Origin of the sequence: Bradyrhizobium septentrionale (assembly GCF_011516645.4) — a bacterium.
GTDB classification, from domain to species: domain Bacteria; phylum Pseudomonadota; class Alphaproteobacteria; order Rhizobiales; family Xanthobacteraceae; genus Bradyrhizobium; species Bradyrhizobium septentrionale.
Genome location: NZ_CP088285.1, coordinates 8,784,604 through 8,801,788, shown reverse-complemented (window position 1 = coordinate 8,801,788; position 17,185 = coordinate 8,784,604). Strand labels below are relative to the sequence as shown.

The 17,185-nt window shown below is 64.9% G+C and carries 16 protein-coding genes and 2 pseudogenes; 7 read left to right on the top strand and 11 right to left on the bottom strand.

The window, feature by feature from the left end:
- Positions 1 to 74: 74 nt before the first annotated feature.
- From torT to HAP48_RS44265, 9 genes and pseudogenes are all read right to left on the bottom strand, one after another.
- Complete coding sequence (gene torT, locus HAP48_RS44305) at positions 75 to 1,181, bottom strand: TMAO reductase system periplasmic protein TorT (RefSeq protein WP_166206090.1); 1,107 nt, start codon at positions 1,179 to 1,181, stop codon at positions 75 to 77.
- 79 nt (positions 1,182 to 1,260) lie between these two features.
- Positions 1,261 to 3,222, bottom strand: a complete 1,962-nt coding sequence (locus tag HAP48_RS44300) for a hydantoinase B/oxoprolinase family protein (protein WP_166206086.1) — start codon at positions 3,220 to 3,222, stop codon at positions 1,261 to 1,263.
- Between the two features lie 4 nt (positions 3,223 to 3,226).
- Positions 3,227 to 5,251, bottom strand: coding sequence for a hydantoinase/oxoprolinase family protein (locus HAP48_RS44295; protein WP_166206083.1), 2,025 nt, complete (start codon positions 5,249 to 5,251; stop codon positions 3,227 to 3,229).
- A 252-nt stretch (positions 5,252 to 5,503) separates the two neighbouring features.
- The gene (locus tag HAP48_RS44290; protein WP_166206080.1) at positions 5,504 to 6,463 is read right to left on the bottom strand and encodes an AraC-like ligand-binding domain-containing protein; all 960 of its coding nucleotides are present in this window, start codon (positions 6,461 to 6,463) and stop codon (positions 5,504 to 5,506) included.
- 284 nt (positions 6,464 to 6,747) lie between these two features.
- A pseudogene (locus HAP48_RS44285) lies at positions 6,748 to 7,401 on the bottom strand (5-oxoprolinase subunit C family protein); the annotation flags it as partial.
- Between the two features lie 189 nt (positions 7,402 to 7,590).
- Positions 7,591 to 8,322, bottom strand: a pseudogene (locus tag HAP48_RS44280) (branched-chain amino acid ABC transporter permease); the annotation flags it as partial.
- Between the two features lie 132 nt (positions 8,323 to 8,454).
- On the bottom strand, positions 8,455 to 9,369 hold the full coding sequence (locus tag HAP48_RS44275) for a branched-chain amino acid ABC transporter permease (protein ID WP_029080256.1): 915 nt from the start codon (positions 9,367 to 9,369) through the stop codon (positions 8,455 to 8,457).
- Positions 9,370 to 9,372: 3 nt separating this feature from the next.
- Positions 9,373 to 10,095: an ABC transporter ATP-binding protein gene (locus HAP48_RS44270; RefSeq protein WP_166206074.1), complete on the bottom strand. Its 723-nt coding sequence runs from the start codon at positions 10,093 to 10,095 to the stop codon at positions 9,373 to 9,375.
- Positions 10,092 to 10,865, bottom strand: a complete 774-nt coding sequence (locus HAP48_RS44265) for an ABC transporter ATP-binding protein (protein WP_166206071.1) — start codon at positions 10,863 to 10,865, stop codon at positions 10,092 to 10,094. Before HAP48_RS44265 ends, HAP48_RS44270 begins: the two co-directional genes overlap by 4 nt.
- Positions 10,866 to 10,962: 97 nt before the next feature.
- Here HAP48_RS44265 and HAP48_RS44260 point away from each other — a divergent pair, with 97 nt between their 5' ends.
- The 7 genes from HAP48_RS44260 (at position 10,963) to HAP48_RS44235 (ending at position 15,122) form a co-directional block, all read left to right on the top strand.
- Positions 10,963 to 11,883 (top strand): LysR substrate-binding domain-containing protein, encoded by a 921-nt coding sequence (locus HAP48_RS44260; protein ID WP_166206068.1) that lies wholly within the window; start codon positions 10,963 to 10,965, stop codon positions 11,881 to 11,883.
- A 560-nt stretch (positions 11,884 to 12,443) separates the two neighbouring features.
- Entirely contained in the window at positions 12,444 to 12,860 is a 417-nt protein-coding gene (locus tag HAP48_RS44255; protein ID WP_166206065.1) for a hypothetical protein, read from the top strand.
- 106 nt (positions 12,861 to 12,966) lie between these two features.
- Complete coding sequence (locus HAP48_RS51000) at positions 12,967 to 13,233, top strand: PilZ domain-containing protein (protein WP_420869842.1); 267 nt, start codon at positions 12,967 to 12,969, stop codon at positions 13,231 to 13,233.
- Positions 13,234 to 13,350: 117 nt separating this feature from the next.
- Positions 13,351 to 13,539, top strand: coding sequence for a hypothetical protein (locus HAP48_RS44250; RefSeq protein WP_166206062.1), 189 nt, complete (start codon positions 13,351 to 13,353; stop codon positions 13,537 to 13,539).
- 232 nt (positions 13,540 to 13,771) lie between these two features.
- Positions 13,772 to 14,287 (top strand): GNAT family N-acetyltransferase, encoded by a 516-nt coding sequence (locus HAP48_RS44245; RefSeq protein WP_166206059.1) that lies wholly within the window; start codon positions 13,772 to 13,774, stop codon positions 14,285 to 14,287.
- 103 nt (positions 14,288 to 14,390) lie between these two features.
- A complete protein-coding gene (locus HAP48_RS44240; protein WP_166206056.1) occupies positions 14,391 to 14,846 on the top strand; it encodes a cupin domain-containing protein in 456 nt (151 codons plus the stop codon).
- A gap of 93 nt (positions 14,847 to 14,939) precedes the next feature.
- On the top strand, positions 14,940 to 15,122 hold the full coding sequence (locus tag HAP48_RS44235; RefSeq protein ID WP_166206053.1) for a hypothetical protein: 183 nt from the start codon (positions 14,940 to 14,942) through the stop codon (positions 15,120 to 15,122).
- A gap of 25 nt (positions 15,123 to 15,147) precedes the next feature.
- Here the strand turns inward: HAP48_RS44235 and HAP48_RS44230 are convergent, their stop codons facing one another.
- Both HAP48_RS44230 and HAP48_RS44225 read right to left on the bottom strand, forming a co-directional pair.
- Positions 15,148 to 16,083 (bottom strand): diacylglycerol kinase catalytic domain-containing protein, encoded by a 936-nt coding sequence (locus HAP48_RS44230; RefSeq protein ID WP_166206051.1) that lies wholly within the window; start codon positions 16,081 to 16,083, stop codon positions 15,148 to 15,150.
- Positions 16,067 to 17,113, bottom strand: a complete 1,047-nt coding sequence (locus HAP48_RS44225; RefSeq protein WP_166206049.1) for an SPFH domain-containing protein — start codon at positions 17,111 to 17,113, stop codon at positions 16,067 to 16,069. Before HAP48_RS44225 ends, HAP48_RS44230 begins: the two co-directional genes overlap by 17 nt.
- Between the last annotated feature and the right edge of the window lie 72 nt (positions 17,114 to 17,185).

The following is a 17,185-nucleotide window of genomic DNA, read 5'->3' as shown; positions in this document are numbered from 1 at the left end:
CCGGCAAGCAGGCGAGAGCATTGCGCTCCCGCCCGCGAGGCGTTGCCGGGGCTTACTTGGCGCCTACTTGCTGCTTACTTGGCCTTGACCGAATAGACCGGCTTCCAGCTTGCCGGCGCCAGCACGAGGTCCATCTGCAATTTCGGGACGGTGGTCTTGTCGATCACTGCCGCGATCGGCTGCACGAGCGCCATCACCGGCTTCTTCTCGATGAGACGCACAGCCTGGTCGATTGCGATCGCGCCTTCGCCGACTGGATACTGGGTTGCGAAGGCGAGGATGTCGCCGCGGTTGAGCGCGTCGAGCATTGCCTGGTTTTCATAGGACGACACGATCTTCAGATCATTTCGTCCGGCTTCGGCGACTGCGCCGATCGCGGCTTCAGCGGTGGGAGCGGTGCCCCAGATCACGTTCATGCTCGGGTAGGCCTGCAGCGCATCCTGGATGAGCTGAAGCTGCACCGCGACGCCGGAGTCGCCGAACTTCTCGGCCAGGATCTTGGCGTTCGCGTTCTTGGCGACCGCCTTCTTGAAGCCCTCGTTGAACGATTCCGCCCAGCCCGAGCCGGCCGGACCGGGGAACGTGACGATGTTGAGCTTGTCGCCGGACTTGGTCTGCGCGAGCAGGCCTTCGCCGGTGACCTCTCCCATGGCGACAAAGTCGACATAGTTGGCTGCGGGCAGGGCGTTGGGCGGCAGCGGGTTGGTGACCCCCACGACCGGCACGCCCTTGGCCTTCGCCTCCTCGAATTTCTTGCTGAGGCCCGCGCCGGAGATAGCGCCGACGATGATCGCGTCCGGCCCGCCCGCCATGCAGTCATCGAATTGCGAGAGCTGCTTGGGAAGGTTCTCGTAGCCGCCGGCTTCATACAGCGTCATGTTGACGTTCATGGTCTCAGCCTGCTTCACGATGCCGTAGGCGACCGCGACCCAGAAACTGTCCTTCATGTGCGGGAACAGCACGCAGAGCTTGTAGGGCTTCTCGGCCTTCGGCAGCGGCGTATACTCCGCCGGCTTCGGGGTGCCGGACGAAGCGTCGTAGACCTTCATCGGAAACCACGGCGTGTCGGCCGACGCCGGCGTGATCGCGGCGGCAAGCGCAAAACTCGTAACGGTAAGGCTCGTGATAATGCCGAGGGTGGAGCGGATCGGTCGTATCCGATTGGCGGGATGGTTGGTCATGGTCTGTCCTCGTTGTTCGATTTGAAGGTGAGGCATGCACGCGCCGTGCCGCCGATCGGCGGCGCGGTATCCGGTCGGATCAGTCCGCAGCCCAGTTGGCGACCGAGCGCCGCTCGAACGCCTCGCGGAACTGACGGGTGGATTCGGGAAGCAGGGCGCCGCTGCCCCAGTCGAGGATCACGGCGTGCTGGCGGATCACATCGAGCGCGTCGAGCGCACCGCTGCGGTAGCGCTGGGCCACGAGTTCCGGATCGAGGCGCACGTTGGCGACGCGCTCGCGCCTGATCCGGGCGCGCAGCGCATCGGTCGCGGCCTTGTCGACCTCGTATTCGCAAAGCTCGGCATCGACGATCTGTACCACCACGCCATAATCCTTGGCGGCGCGCGCAACCGAGATGTAATCGTCCTTGATGTCTTCGATCACGAGGCGCGGATCGCGCTCGAGCGGGTCGCCGAAGCCGCCGCCGCCTGCGGTCGGCCGCGAGAATACGTCGCCTTCGCCGATCGGAACGTCGGAGAAGATCGAGCCAAGCCGTTCCTCGGCTTTGCTGCCGGCCCGCTGCAAGGTCAGGCCGTGCGGCATCGATGGCAGGCCGCCCTCGATGCCCCAGACGACGGCGCGCTCGCGGTCGCAGATGTAGGAGATCACGGTCTTCTCCGCCTGCAACATGCGCGACACCTTCTCGACCCCGGCGCCGCCGCGCCATTTGCCGGGCCCGGGCGAGTCGGTGAGGATCTCGCACTTCGTGGTCAGGATCGGGTTGGCCCGCTCCTGGCCTTCGACCGGCTGCGACATCAACCCGGTTCCGAAGCAGGCGGTGGTGACGTTGCTGCCGTCCTTGCCGTTGCGCCCGCCCCAGCCGCCCGGCAGCCAGTCGTAGAACATGAAGATCGGCTTGTCGGAGCTGCGGGCGTCGAGGCCGCCGGTCAGCAGATATTCCAGGTTGAAGGCGCAGGCGAGCGCGCGCTCCGGCATCAGCTTCGACCACATCTCGTAGATCGAGTTCATGATCTTCTCGAACGGCATCAGGAAGCCGGTGACCGCGATCGGCCATTTGGCATCGACGATCGAGCCCTCCGGCGCGATGATGTCGAAGCAGCGGTAGAAACCGGAGTTGAGCGGCAGATCGGGGAAGAAGGTCTTCATGCCGGCCGCGACCGCCGAGAAGGTCGCCCCGAAGGCCGAATTGTAGATCGAGCCGATGGTCGGATGGCTTCCGGTGAAATCGTAGATCGCGCGGTCGCCCTTGATCGTCATCTTGATCTTGATCGGGATCATGCCTTCGCCGCCGGCGGGGTCGCGGTCGATGAAGTCGACGGTCTCCCATTCGCCGTCGGGCAGCGCTGCGATCCTCTGGCGTGCCGAGCGCTCGACATAGTCCTGCACCGCGGCGAGCCCGGTCTCGACGGTGTCGCGGCCGTATTTGGTGACGAGGCGCAGGATCTCCCGCTCGCAGACCGCGGTCGCCTCGGCCTGTGCCTGGATGTCGCCGATGATCGACGCCGGATCGCGGGTGTTGGAGGCGATCAGATGCGCGACGTCCTTGCAGAAGCGTCCCTTGTCGAACAGGCGGATCGGCGTGATGCGCAGCCCCTCGCGGAACATCTCGCGGGCGGCGACGTCGAACGAGCCCGGCACGCTGCCGCCGACGTCGGACCAATGCCCGTTGGACTGGCTGAAGGCGATGATCTTGCCGTCGGCAAAGATCGGCCGGATCAGACGCACATCGGAGAAATGCGTGCCGCCGGCATAGGGGTCGTTGATCGCAAACACGTCGCCTTCGTGCATGTCACCTTCGAAGTGGCGCATGACGTCCTTGCAGGTGAAATGCAGCGTGCCGACATGAACGGCGATGTCCTGATTGCCCTGCGCTGCGCATTCGCCCATGGCGTCGTGCAGGGCGCTCGAGAAGTCGCGGTTGTAGATCACGAAGGAGTAGCAGGTCCTTAAGACCTGCTCGCCCATCTGGTCGACGCTGGTGATGAAGGAATTCTTCAGCACTTCGAACGTGACGGGGTCGAGCGCAAGATCTCCGGCCATCGGATCACTCCTTCACGCGAATGATGATGTTGAGGTATTTGTCGACCTCGGCGCTGGCGCCGGGCGGCATCACCGTGGTGGCGTCGACCTGTTCGATGATCGCGGGGCCCTGAAAGCTGAAACCGCAGGGCAGGTCGTCGCGCTGATAGACCGGCGTGTCGAGGCCGTTGCCGTCGAACCAGACCCGGCGCCGATCGACCGGCTCCGGGATCGCCCCGGTGGCCTTGTGCACGGCGAATTCGGCCTTGGGGACGACGCCGATGGCCTTCAAATTGAGGCGGAAGAAACTGACCGGCGAGTCGTCCCGGCGGAAATTGTATTCACGCTTGTGCTCGGCGTGGAAGCTCTGGACGAGATCGCTGATCGGGCCGATCGGCCGCGGCGCGCTGACCGCGAGCGAGCGCCACTGGCCGCGATACATCATGTCGATCGACCGCTGCAGCACGATGTCCTGCGCAGCGACGCCCTCGTGCGTCAAGCGCGCGAGCGCTTCCTTTTCCAGGACGGCGAATTGCGCCTCGATGTCGGCGGAATCGGCTTCATCGGCGCCGACCATGCAGCTTTGCGAGAAGTCGTGCTGCATGTCGACCAACAGGCAGCCGAGCGCCGAGGTGACGCCGGGATTCGGCGGCACGATCACGACGGGGATCGCGAGTTCGCGTGCGACGTCGACGCCGTGCAGGGCACCGGCGCCGCCGAACGCCACCAGCGCGAAATCGCGCGGGTCGTAGCCGCGGCTGATCGAGATCAGCCGCACCGCATCCGACATGTTGGCGTTCGCGACCTTGAGGATGGCGTCCGCCGCCTCGTGCAGGCCGAGGCCGAACGGTTTTGCGACGCCATCCTCGACCGCCTGGTGGGCGAGCTCGGGATCGAGCGTCACCTTGCCGCCGGCGAGGCTGGTGCCGAGCCGGCCCATCGTGACGTTGGCGTCGGTGTTGGTCGGCTGGGTATTGCCGTTGCCGTAGCAGGCCGGTCCCGGATGGGCGCCGGCCGATTGCGGTCCGTTGCGCAGGGAGCCCGCCGGATCGGTCCAGGCCAGCGATCCGCCGCCGGCGCCGATGGTCAGCACCTCGATCGAGGCAAAGCGGATCGGATAGCCGAACTCGATGTACCAGTCCTTGGTGATGCGCGACTGGCCTTCATAGGCCAGCGACACGTCGGTCGAGGTGCCGCCCATGTCGAGGCCGATGGAATTGGGAAAGCCGCACAGCCCGGCAATGTAGCGGCTGGCGATGGCGCCCGCGGCAATTCCGGAGCCGGCCAGGCGTGCGGCGAAATCCTTGACGCTCGCCGGCGTCATGACGCCGCCGCCGGTGTGCAGCAGCAGCAGATCGCGGGTATAGCCTTCATCGGCGAGCCGGTCGCCGAGCCTGGTGGTGTAGCTGACGACCACCGGGCTCACGACGGCATTGGCGACCGTGGTCGAGAAGCGTTCGTGCTCGAAGATTTCCGGCAGCACCTGCGAGGAGATCGATACCGGAATATCGGGCATTTCCTTGAGCAGGATGTCGCGCATCGCGCGCTCGTTCGCGCCGTTGAGATAGGCGTTCATGAAACAGACCGCGATCGCGGCAACGCCGCGGCGCTTGAGGATGCGCGCAACCTCGCGCGCGGCGTCGACATCGAGCGGCTCTATCACCTTGCCGGCCGCATCGATGCGTTCGGGGACGGTCAGCCGGTCACGCCGCGGCACGTAGGGCTTGACCACGTCCTTGTAGGTGTCCCAGAGGTCTTCCTTGTTGGCGCGTCGGATCTCGATGACGTCGCGGAATCCCTGCGTGGTCACGACCGCGGTGCGCGGCAGCCGCCGCGTGATCAGGGCATTGGTCGCGACCGTGGTGCCGTGTGAGAACAGCGCGACCTTGGACAGGTCGATACCGGCCTTGGAGACGCCGCCCATGATGCCCTCGATGGGATCGCGCGTCGTTGCCGTCTTCTCGATGCGGATGAGGCCTGAAGCCTCGTCCATGATGCAGATGTCGGTGAAGGTGCCGCCGACGTCGACGGCAACGCGAAGGTTCTGCACGATACGACTTCCTTTCGAGCCCGGGCCGGACGAGGTCGCGACGCGGCTGCGCGCGCCGGATCGATGATCCGGCTGGCACAGACGATCGGTTCGACCGGCGGATTTCCGCAGATGTCGCGAGGATTGTAGGCAGGCCGCCGGCTCAGCTCTTGACGCTCAGCGCAGGAAGATTTGCGCTGGAGAGCACGAGGCGTTGAATTGCTGGCTGCCTAACGCACGTTCAAGCTGGAACGGGAGGAGGGTGGCGAGGTGTCAGGGACGCGCCGTGCGCGATGCAGCCCGCGCCTCGCTCGGCGTGCAGCCGAAGCGGCTGCGGTAGTTGCGGCTGAACTGGGCCTGGTCGCCGAATCCCCAGTGATAGGCGATCTCCGAGATGCTCTTGCGGCACTGCGGATCGCGCAGCATGGCATCGCACATCGCCAGGCGCTGAGTGCGAACGTAGGTGCTGACGGTGATGCCTTCGCTTTCAAATAGCTGGTGCAGATATCTGAGCGAGATGCCGCAGGCGTCCGCCACCATCTGCGGCGTCAGCCGCATGTCGTCGAGGCGAGTGCGGATGAAGTGCTCGCAGCGATGCAGATGGGCGTTGCGGATCGTCGACGAATGCCCGGCCAGCACGCGCTCGTCGGACTCGACCGCCATCGCCAAGAGATCGATCAGGTGCCGGCCCATCATGGCTCGCGCCGGCTCGTCCATCTCTTCGATGCGTTCCCCGGCAAGGCGCAACGTATCGACGAACAGTCCGCCGACGCTGCGGGTGCAGTCGAATTGCAGGGTCGCCAATCGCTCGGGACGGGAGATCCGCGCCTTCAGCACGGCGCTCGGGACTTTCAGCACCCACAGCGCCGTCGGATCGCGGTGGCTGAACTCGTACGGCAAATGGCTGCGCTCGATCAGGAACGCACCCGGCCGGCACAGCACCTCCTTGCCGTCCTGCGCGAAGCGGATTTCCGCGAGTTCCGGCACCGTGATCAGGAAACACTCTTCCCGTTCATTGAGCAGATGGCGCTCGTGCCGCTTGTAGAGCAGGCCGTCCGACACGTTGCGGGAGACCGAAAGCGGCCCGAGCGACCAGGCGCCCAGACTGCCGTTGAAGTCGTGCCCTCCGAGGAAGCGAAGGTCGAGCGAGAAGTAGATGTCGGAAACGACTTGCTGCCAGTATTGCCGGCGTTGCGGCACGGGAATGTCGTTGGTCGCGTAAGTGGTCTGCATCTTGCGCTCCGTCACTGCCGTCGACTGTGATCTTGTCTTATCTGCTGGCGCGGACCGTTCCGGTGTTGACCGTCGGCCCGTCGCAGCGCCTGCGACTTTCCTTCTTGCTATTCCCTTGCAACTCCCGTGCCCGAACGCGGGAGATAGGCTCTTGTCATGTTCCGCGCGCTGCGCGATCGGATCGCGCGCCGGACGCACAGAATGACGACATCTGCCGCGCAGGCAAGCGTGCCGAACGGACTCCGTCCGACACGCTGCGCGTTGTCAGAGTAGCCTCGGCGCTATCACGCCAGGGAACTGCGCAGCCGCGCCAAGAGTCCGGCGCGGTCATGGCGTGCGGCAAGCGCCTGATCCATCCCGACCTGGACGAACTTGACCGGCGTGTTGGGTTGCAACTGGCCGATCAGGTCCATATCAGCCGCAATGACAGTGCCGACCATGAAATAGCCGCCGCCGGAAACCGCATCGCGGTGCAACACAATCGGTTCGGTGCCGCCGGGCACCTGGATCGAGCCGTAGGGATAGCAGGCGTCGGTGATGTTGGAGGGATCGGAGCCTGCCCCGAACGGCGGCTCGCGCGGAACGAATGCGAGCGGCTTGCCGCCCTTGAAGCGGTAGCCGATCCGATCCGCTTCCGGTGCGACCTTCCAGGTGTCGGAGAAGAAACCGCTGCCAGCCGCCTCGGTGAGGCGGTGCCAATAGAGTCCCGGCATGGCGCGCAGCTCCGTCGGCATTCCCGCCGGCAGCCCGCGCAACTCCTTGGCGATGGTGCGGCCTTCCTTGGCCGGCGCTGCCGATGCACCGACCGGCAATTCATCGCCGGCCTCGAGCTTGCGTCCCTTGAAGCCGCCGAGCGCGCCGAGCGCGTAGGTCGAGCGCGAGCCGAGAACCAGCGGCACGTCGATGCCGCCGGCGACGGCAATGTAGGCGCGCGCACCCTGTACCGGCGGTGCGAGGCGCCGCTGCAGCGGCCAGCCGCGCCATGTGAATTCCCGGTTGCGGGTCAGGCCGCTCGGCAGATAGATCAGGATGACGATGGTGATGATGCCGATCGCGATCTCTTGGGCGCCGTTCGGCAGCGCCACGGTCAGGCCGCCGACGCTGAAGCCCCTTTCGAGGTTGCGAAACAGCTCGATCAGCACCGACATCGCGACCACACCGGAAACCGCGCCGCTGAGGCTGTACATGCCGCCGACCACCAGCATCGACAGCGCGATGAAGGTGGTGCGCAGGTAGAACGAGCCGGGATTGACGATGCTCAGGAAGTGCGCATAGAGCGCACCTGCGAGACCGATGATGAAGGCGCTGACCACGAAGGCGACCAGCCGTTCACGCACGATATCGACCCCGGAGGCGCTGGCGGCGACAGCCTCGTCGCGCGCGGCGCGCAGCGCGAGCCCGGAGCGCGACACCGAGTAGAGATAGGCGATTGCGATGGCGACCGCGGCGCCGAGCCACCCGACCCAGACGTTCATGGTCGGGGGAATTCCGACGATCGAACCCTGTCCGCCGGTGACCGAGTCCCAGTTCGAATAGACGTTGTTGACGACGCCGAGCAGGCCGAAGGTGGCGATCGATGCGGCAATCCCCGAGAGCCGCATGATGATGCGCCCGACGATCAGTGCAAATAGCGCCGCGAATGCACCGGAGATCGGCGTCGCGATCCACATCGGCAATTGCGTGTGCAGCAGCCAGGCCGGCAATCCCTTGAGCGTGATCGATTTCATGACAGGCGGGATCGCCAGCCAAGCCGTCATGTAGGCGCCGAGGCACATGAAGCTGATATGCCCGAATGACAGCAGGCCGGAATTGCCGATAAAGGCGTAAAGCCCGACCACCACCATGATGTTGATGAACATTTCGATCGCGGTGCGGTTGAAGGCGCGGCTGCCGAACTGATAGGTCAGGGCCGTCATGGCCAGCAGCACCACGATCAGGATGATCGGGGTGACGATCGTTTGCCGGATGACGGATGGCGGCCGCGACATGGATCAGACTCGCTGCTTGGCGGATTTCGGGGCGAACAGGCCCTGCGGGCGGACCAGCAGGACCACGATCACCGCGCCATAAACGAAGGCGTCGCGGAATACGCGGGCATCGTGCGGCAGGGTGGCCTGGAACACGACGCTCGCAGCCCCGATCAGGAAGCCGGCGGCGACCGCGCCCGGCACGCTGCCGAGCCCGCCGATCACGGTCGCGATGAAGGCGATCAGCATGACATTGGCACCCATGCCGATATCGGCGGTGCCGGAATTGGTGGCGAGGATCAGGCCGATTGCCGCCGCCAGCATGCCGCTGATGGCAAAGGCCAGCAGGATGACGCCGTTGGCGCGCACACCGAGCATGCGGGCCATGGTGAAATTCTCTGCGGCGGCGCGCATCTCGAGGCCGTAGCGCGTGCGCTTCAGGAACAGCACCAGCGCGGCGAGCACCACCAGCGTGATGATGATGGTCACGACCTGCAGCATCGGAATATGGGCGCCGAGAAACTCCACCGGCAGGCCGAGGCCCGGCCACAGCGTGATCGACTTCGGGCGGCTCGAATAGAGTAACAACAATAGGTGCCGGATCACGAAGCCGAGCGCAAAGGACGCGATCATCATGGTCGCCGGATTGGCGTTGCGGAAGCGGCGGAAGACGACGACTTCCGACAGCATCGACAGCCCGGCGCCGACCAGCAGCAGCAGCGGGATCAGCAAATAGAACGGCAGCCGGCCGGCAAATACGATCGCGGCAGCATCGACCGACGGCAACAACATGGCGAAGACGCAAAAGGCGATGAAATCGCCGTGCGCAAAGTTGACCAGCCGCATGACGCCGAACACCGCCGCGATACCGAGCGCGCCGAGCGCATAAAGGCTGCCCAGGCTCAACGCGTCGAACACGATTTGCAGGGCTGCCGTCATCGCCTAATGGTCCCCGAAGCCGAAATAGGCCTGTTTGAGCCGCGCGTCCTTGACCATGTCGGCGGCCTCGCCCTCCAGCACGATGCGGCCGCCCCGGATCAGGACCATCCGCCCGCCGGTCATCCTGGCGCGGGTCGAGCTTTGCTCGACGATCAGCAGGGTGAGCTTGCGCTGCGCGCGCAGCCGCATCAGGATCTCGTAGACCTGGTCGATGATCTTGGGCGCAAGGCCGAGCGACGGCTCGTCGATTGCCATGATGCGGGGAGCCGCCATCAAGGCGCGGCCGATCACCAGCATCTGCTGCTGGCCACCCGACAGCATGCCGGCCGTCGTGTGGCGGCGCTCCGCCAGCATCGGAAAATCCCGGTAGACGGACTCGAGATCGCCGGCAATCCTGCTCCGGTCGGCGCGCATGCCGGTGCCGACCTTCAGGTTCTCTTCGACGGTCAGGCCGCCGAACACGTTGCGTCCTTCGGGCACCAGCGAGAATCCGCGCCGCGCGATCTCTTCCGGTGCCGTGCCGGTCACCCGCGCGCCGTCCAGCGTGATGCTGCCCGAGCCGGTCGGCACGACGCCGGCGATCGCATTCAGCAGGGTCGACTTTCCGGCGCCATTGGGGCCGGTCACGAACAGGATCTCGCTCTCGGCGATCGTCAGCGTGACGCCGCGCAAGGCGGTGAGGCGCCCATAGCTCACGGTGATGTCGTTGACCGCCAGCAAGGTCATGACGCCGCGGCCTCTTCCGCGAGCGCCGGAACGACCTCGTCCTGCTGCGTGCCCATATAGGCATGGCGAACCGCGTCGCTGCGGCGGATCTGGTCGGGCGCACCGACCTCGATGATCTCGCCGGAATCCAGCACGAAGATGCGCTCGCACAGCTCAAGCACGAGCCCGATATTGTGCTCGATCAGGAGAACGCCGATGCCGAGCTCGCCCGCGATCCGCTTGATGACCACGGCCAGATCGTGGCTCTCATGCTCGGACATGCCGGCTGCGGGCTCATCGAGCAGCAGATAGCGCGGCGTGCACATGATGGCGCGGCCGATCGCGACGCGGCGTTCGTCGGTGTAGGGCAGGGCGCCGGCAATCGTGGCTGCAAGCGGCGAAATGCCGAGCCAGGTCAAGACGCGTCTGGCTTCCGCAATCGCGTCGCGCCGGCTCTGGCCGAGGCCGACGCCGGTCACCTCGAGGTTGTCGAGAACGGGGAGATCGCGGAACAGCCGCCCGGACTGAAACGTGCGCGCGACACCCATGCGCCGCAGTTTGTGCGCCGCGATGCCGCCGATCGCGGCGCCCTCCAGCTCGACGGTTCCCGTGCCCACCGGCTGGAATCCGGTCAGGACGTTGATCAGCGTGGTCTTTCCCGCGCCATTGGGCCCGATCAATCCGGTGATGCGGCCGCGGGGGACAGCCAAGGTCACGTTCGACAGCGCTTTCAGGCCATCGAATTGGACGCTGACGTCGCGAGCGACCAACTCCAAGCCTTGGGAAGTCATCGAGCTGTCGTCCCCTACGCGAAGCAACGATTGATTTTTTAGACGCGCGGGGCGATTGTAAAATTCGAAAAAGTAGTCACTGATATCGGAAAAATTGATGACCCTGACTTTCCGTCAGGTCCGCCACTTCATTGCCACCGCGGAATCCGGACGGGTTTCGGCGGCTGCGGCTGCGCTCAACGTGACGCAATCGGCCGTCACGGCATCGATCAAGGCGCTTGAAGCCGATCTTGGCCACAAGCTGTTTGACCGGCATTCCAACGGCGTCACGCTCACCGTTGATGGTCAGCAATTCCTGCAGCGCGCCCGCGCCATCGAAGCCAGCGTGTCGGATGCGATGCGGGGGCCGCACCGCTGGGGCACCCAGGTCGACGGCACCGTCGACGTCGCGGTCAGCTACACGGTGGCCGGATATTTCCTGCCGCCGCTGCTGTCGCGCTTCTGGCGATCCTTTCCGGGCATCACCGTGCGGCTTCACGAGTTTCAGCGCGACGCCATCGAGCAGAGCCTGGTGAAGGGCAGCGTCGATGCCGCGATCATGCTTGTCTCGAATTTGCATGATCGGCGCAGCATCCATTCACGCCTCTTGCTGCGGTCTCCACGCCGGCTCTGGACCTGCGCCAATCACCCGCTCTTGCGCAAGGACAAGGTCACGCTGGCCGATCTTGCCGGCGAGCCATATCTGATGCTGACGGTCGACGAGGCCGAACGCTCTGCGATGCGTTACTGGCAGCGTACCCCGCATGTCCCCAACGTGACCTTCCGAACGTTGTCCGTGGAAGCGGTTCGAAGCATGGTGGCGACCGGAATGGGCATCACGATCCTGTCCGACATGGTCTATCGGCCCTGGTCCCTCGAGGGACACCGTATCGACGTCAAGGTGCTGGACGATGACGTGCACACGATGGACGTCGGCCTTGCCTGGAAAAGCAAGGCGCGGCTTTCTCCGGCGGCCCGTGCCTTCTGCGAGTTTGTCGCGCACGCCTATCCGGGATCGGAGCCGATCCAGTTCGACTGAGGATGGTCCAGGGGCACGTGAGGGCCGCCGCCGCGATTGTGACCCAACTAACAAGGGCTGCAATGGCGCTCGTGCTAACTTCTGAGCGCGGTTGGCACCGTGCCCTCCCGCGGCGCCTCCGTTCCAAGGGGCTGCCCGCTCAATACGAACCGCCTAGCAGCCGCGGGCGCGGCAGCCCTGCGGGCGCTTCGGATCAGCGGTCCACTTCGATTTCAAGCCAAAGCGAGATCCAGTCAGGCTTCGTCATACGGCTTCTTCAGTCAATTCGATCGGTTCGTATGTACGAAGTCGCCACGCCGAATATCCTGGCGCGACGACTTCGCCATGGTGGACCCGGATGGAGGGCAATATCCGGTACGCTGATGTCTGAGGGCTTCTGAGCATCAAGGCAAACGAACTCGCGCGTTAAGCTTGATGTCACGCGGCGAGGTTAAATCTGGAACTTCTGCGCTCGGGTTAGCCCATTTAGTTGAGGTTAACCGGACCATGTTATTGACGTCACGCACTTGTGGCTGATTCCTTGTGCCGGAAACTGCACACTCAGTGACTGGAGACGGGGAGTGTCGTTCCAGTTGACCGTCCTGAAAGTGCTGGCCGGCCAGCCCGCCGGGCGGGCCTCTGTTGCCGAAGTACGGCATGCCGTCGAAATCCTGATGAACAGCGGCAAAGATTGGACCGATCGCATGAAGCGGCTGCTCGCGCATGCGCCCGACCTGAATATCTTCTCGGCCAGGTTCGTGCTCCGTGATCTTGAAGGCTGGTTGATCACAGAAGAAGGTCGGCAATTCCTCTCCGCGCTCGAAACGGCTGTCGCCGTTCGGAGAGAGCCGCCTCGATCGACCGCCGATCTGCCGCCCGGCGAACCCGCTGCGCATCCGGCAACGGATGCGGCAAGATCACTTGATCCACCCACAAGCCGTCGTCAGAAGCCGCGGCGCCGCCGCAGGAATAGCCAATCCAGTCGGCGCACAGCGTGAAGCACGGCGCCGGCTTCGCGCCGGTCGCGGTCCGCGTGGCACCCCGATCGTTAGTGGAAACGCAATCTTTCTCGCGCAGCATCGATCAGATTTGCATTAGTTATTGATGGGCTCGGAAATGATTGCTTTTCCCGACAGACGCAAGTCTGTGCGTAATCCATCGCTGGACAATGCGCTAATCAGGTTCGGTGACATGTCACTGTGCTGTGTCGTCGGCGACATCACAGAGAATGGCGCGGCGCTGATGGCGGATGATCCGCCGTCACCCCTTCCTGACCAATTCACGCTTATCGTTCCACCCAGCAAGACTTACTCATGCCACGTCGTCTGGCGAAATGGCGCATGGCTCGGCGTCGCATTCGTTGCTGGATGACAGGGGCGCGTGTTTGATCACCCCGAATTGAGGAGAAATGCCACGGCAATGTAAGCTATTTCACATGCCGTCGCGCGCTTAGCTGACACTATCCCGCTGTGATTTCAGCGGGACACCATGGACGACGATTTTTGCAGAGAGAGGGCGCGGACCGTGCGGGCGCTTGCAGAGCAAGCTGACCCGTTCATCAGGAAGCGCCTGTTGCAGCTGGCCGCTCACTACGAACGACGCATCGATCAGCCAGAGAAGGCTGATCGAGATCGGGCTGACCTGCCCGCGCTCTGGCCATCGATCGGGCCGTCGTGAATTTTCAGATAAAGCGCTTAGCGAGCAGTAGGAAGCCGAGAACGCCGCTCGCATTATCAGCGGCGTAGAACGGTGCGACGGTAGACACGGTCACGGCAGCCAACTTCAGCATCGTGAGTTGATCCGACGCGGCCGCCGCCCGGCGGCAGGATCGCTCGCGCCGATATCGCGGCAATGACGGGAAACTGCTATTCGCTGGTGTGAGACATCCACCCGATAGCGGGAACTCGAAATGAACGTGCCGTCCATCGAGATTCGTCGGCTCTTGCCCGTGGACGCTGCCATCTATCGCGACATCCGCCTCGAGGCGTTGCGCTTGAGCCCCGAGGCGTTCGGCACCGCCTATGAGACGGAGAGCGCGCATCCCGTTGATTGGTTCGCCGAGAGACTGGAACGCGGCGCGGCGATACTTGGGGCGTTTCGCGGCGGCGAACTCGCAGGCATCGTCGGCTTCGTCGCTGGCGTCGGGCCGAAGCAGCGGCACAAGGGCGAACTGGTCGGCATGTATGTGCGGCCGGCGGCACGGAGCGCCGGCGTCGGCCGCGTTCTGATCGACGCCGCGCTCGAACTTGCCGCTGAAACGGTCGAGCTGGTGCTGATCGCGGTGGTGAAGGGCAACGAGCAGGCCCATCGGCTCTACCGCAGCGCAGGCTTTGTCGAGTACGGGCTGGAGCAGCGCGCGCTGAAGATCGACGGGCGCTACTACGATGACATCCTGATGGCAAAGGATCTCGTCGCGCGCGGCTGACTGCGCGCGCTGAAATGACACAGTTTCGGCGGGCCGTTGCGATCGGCACGCATCCGGCCATAAGGTCGCGCATTCGCTTGCCGCCATCGCCCGGGAAACAGCCATGCCGAAGATCGACCTGACAAAAGTGCCGGAACGCAAGGGGACGGGTTATCCGGCCGAGTTTGCCGCGCCATGCGCCGAGCGCGTGCGGCAGCGTCTTGGTGACGCCGGCGGGCTCGCCGACTTCGGCGTCAATCTGATGCGGTTGCCGCCGGGCAACTGGTCGAGCCAGCGCCATTGGCCTTCGGACGAGGACGAGTTCGTCTATGTGCTCGCGGGCGAGGTGGTGCTGGTGGAGGACGGCGGCGAGACGGTGCTGCGCGCCGGCGATTGCGCGGCGTTTCCGAAAAACTCCGGCAACGGACACCATCTGATCAACCGGTCGCAGATGATGGCGACCTATCTCGAGGTCGGCTCGCGCTCGCGCGCCGACGTCATCACCTGCTCCGACATCGACATGATGAGCCCGAGCTCCGACGGCCGCTTCCTGCACAAGGACGGCACGCCGTACGAGTAGCCGAACGGACGCGGCTTGAGCATTGCCGATTGGGCATTGCGGATTGGCCGCCAAGGGACCAAGTTTCCACGGATAGCGTCTGGATATATTGCGATGACGGAGTGGTACTTCATCTGGATTGACGGGCCACGCGGGCCTGAGCCGCAGAAATGGTCGTCGGACGGGCTGTGGGGGCAGCTTGGCCGTCAGGACATCATTGTGCGCTTTCCGCTGACGGAGCGCGAGGCCACGCTGTCGATCGACCAGCTCGCGAGATTGCACCCGGTGCCTCAGTGAACGGGCCGCGCGAGCGCCGGCGGCCTTACACCACCAGCCGTCCTTGGCGCTCCGCGACCGTGATCTGCGCTTCCGTCCCGGAATTGAAGTCGAGCCGGTCGGTCTCGATCCCGTCGCTGAAGATGACGCCGTTCTCAGGCATCAGCGAGCGCAGGCTGAGGCGCTCGGCGCGGTCGAGGCTGCCGCAGACCAGCGTCACCTGCGAGGTGCGGCTCGGAAACGGCTCGCGCACCGCAAAGCGCAGTGCGCCGGCGTCCCACGCCTGCGGCAGGTAGGGCGGGGCGCTGCCGCCATTGCCGAAGGCGCCGGCGATCGCGAGCGAGCCGGTGACGATGCTCTTGAACCAGGCGGTCGAACCGAGGCCGGTTGCGACGATCAGGCCGCTCGACGACTGCCGTTCCGTCTGCCCGGCGAGCGCGATCTCGTAGACGGCTGACGTATGGGTGCGCGCGCCGATGAAGAGGTCGTTGACGGCGTGGAGCACCTGGCCGTTGGTGAGCTCGGCCCTGGCCATCGTCACCGCCTTGTGGCCGCGTCTGTCGGCTGCGACCTCGCGCAGCAGGGCAGGGAGATCGCGCGGCACGAACGGCAGCAGGATGCCGTCGTAGCGTTTCGCATCGGGGTTGAGCCCGATCAGCGGATGGCCGTCGAGATATTTCATCGTGTTGGCGACGACGCCGTCCTGGCCGAGCGCCACCACGATGTCGGCGGGGCCGAAGATGAAGTTCGGCAGAAAACTCCGGTCGATGATCTGGTAGCGGCCCCATTGCTCCAGCGCCTGCACGGTGACGTGGCGCTCGGCCTGGTAGACATCGTGCTCGCGCTGGTAATCGGAGAAGTCGGCGCCGAGATGCTCGACATAGAAGCGGGCCTGCGCCGCGGTCAGGTATTTTGCGATCAATTCCTCGAGCCGCGTCTTGCGGGTGACGAGGACGACCTTGCGGTCATTGTCGGCGGGCACGGGCGGCCTCCACGGCGGCGGGCTTCTCCAGCAGCGCGTTCAGCAGATCGGGCGAGACGTTGAGCTGGCCGATCTTCTCGGCCTTTTCGGCGATGCCGCTGAAGGCCTGCGCGATCAGCTGTCCCGGCTGCATGCCGGCTGAGGCCAGCGCCTGGATCACGCGGGTGTCGACGCCCTCGAATATCTTCATCAGCGCCCCCACGCGGTAGGCCTCGGCATCCGCCAGCGTGCGGGTGTTCTCGGCGTTGAGGCCGACAAAATCCTTGCGCTTGCTCTCCAGCGTGATGTCGGCGACCATGCCGGCCTCGCGCAGCTCGGCCTGCTTGGCGGCGACGCTCGCCTCGGCATCCATCTGGTTCTCCCGGATCGAGCGCTTCTTCTGCTCGACCGCGATCTCGGTGTCGAGCTCGCTCTCGCGGATGGCGCGTTCCTGCTCCACGGCAAAATTGCGGCGCGCGAAGATCGCCTCGTCCGCGCTCTTGAGGATCGCTTCACGCGCCTCGGCCTCCAGCGCCTTGGCGGTATCCGGCGTCGGCTTCACGCCGCGGATCGAGACGCCGAGGATTTCCAGGCCAAGCGAAGCGATATCGGCACGGCCGCGCAGCCCGCTCTCGATCAGGCCGGCGATGCGGTCGGCGGCCTGCAGGGCCTCCTTCAAGGTCAGTTCCTTCACCGCCTGCTGCGCCAGCACCTCGACGGTGGCGAGGATCCGCTGCGGCAGCTTCTCCGGGTCGTCGGACTCGTAGGTCTTGCCGTCGGCCTTGAGGGTGAAGTTGAGCATCGCGGCCGCTTTCTGCGGCTCGCTGATCCGGTAGGTGACATGGCCCTGAATGGTCAGCGCCTGAAAGTCCCGCGCGATCTGCTGGAAGATGAAGGCGGCGTCGCGGCTGCCGATCGGGACCGCGACCAGCGAGGTGGCCGGCCCATAATAGAAGCCGGACAGGCCGGCGCCTTGCTGGGTCACCGCGCCGCGCCGGAATTTCATGAGGTAGGTGGTCGGCTGGGCCTTGATGAAGCGGAGACCGAACATGGCGTGCACTCCTATAGTAAGTGTGTCTGAGCAACTAAGTTAGTTGGACTGTACAACTAAGTATGTTATTGT

Bases quoted from the DNA above. Each gene is read 5' to 3' on its own strand.
- torT (WP_166206090.1), bottom strand. From the start codon at position 1,181: ATGACCAACCATCCCGCCAATCGGATACGACCGATCCGCTCCACCCTC.
- HAP48_RS44300 (WP_166206086.1), bottom strand. From the start codon at position 3,222: ATGGCCGGAGATCTTGCGCTCGACCCCGTCACGTTCGAAGTGCTGAAG.
- HAP48_RS44290 (WP_166206080.1), bottom strand. From the start codon at position 6,463: ATGCAGACCACTTACGCGACCAACGACATTCCCGTGCCGCAACGCCGG.
- HAP48_RS44275 (WP_029080256.1), bottom strand. From the start codon at position 9,369: ATGACGGCAGCCCTGCAAATCGTGTTCGACGCGTTGAGCCTGGGCAGC.
- HAP48_RS44270 (WP_166206074.1), bottom strand. From the start codon at position 10,095: ATGACCTTGCTGGCGGTCAACGACATCACCGTGAGCTATGGGCGCCTC.
- HAP48_RS44265 (WP_166206071.1), bottom strand. From the start codon at position 10,865: ATGACTTCCCAAGGCTTGGAGTTGGTCGCTCGCGACGTCAGCGTCCAA.
- HAP48_RS44260 (WP_166206068.1), top strand. From the start codon at position 10,963: ATGACCCTGACTTTCCGTCAGGTCCGCCACTTCATTGCCACCGCGGAA.
- HAP48_RS51000 (WP_420869842.1), top strand. From the start codon at position 12,967: ATGGGCTCGGAAATGATTGCTTTTCCCGACAGACGCAAGTCTGTGCGT.
- HAP48_RS44250 (WP_166206062.1), top strand. From the start codon at position 13,351: ATGGACGACGATTTTTGCAGAGAGAGGGCGCGGACCGTGCGGGCGCTT.
- HAP48_RS44245 (WP_166206059.1), top strand. From the start codon at position 13,772: ATGAACGTGCCGTCCATCGAGATTCGTCGGCTCTTGCCCGTGGACGCT.
- HAP48_RS44240 (WP_166206056.1), top strand. From the start codon at position 14,391: ATGCCGAAGATCGACCTGACAAAAGTGCCGGAACGCAAGGGGACGGGT.
- HAP48_RS44235 (WP_166206053.1), top strand. From the start codon at position 14,940: ATGACGGAGTGGTACTTCATCTGGATTGACGGGCCACGCGGGCCTGAG.
- HAP48_RS44225 (WP_166206049.1), bottom strand. From the start codon at position 17,113: ATGTTCGGTCTCCGCTTCATCAAGGCCCAGCCGACCACCTACCTCATG.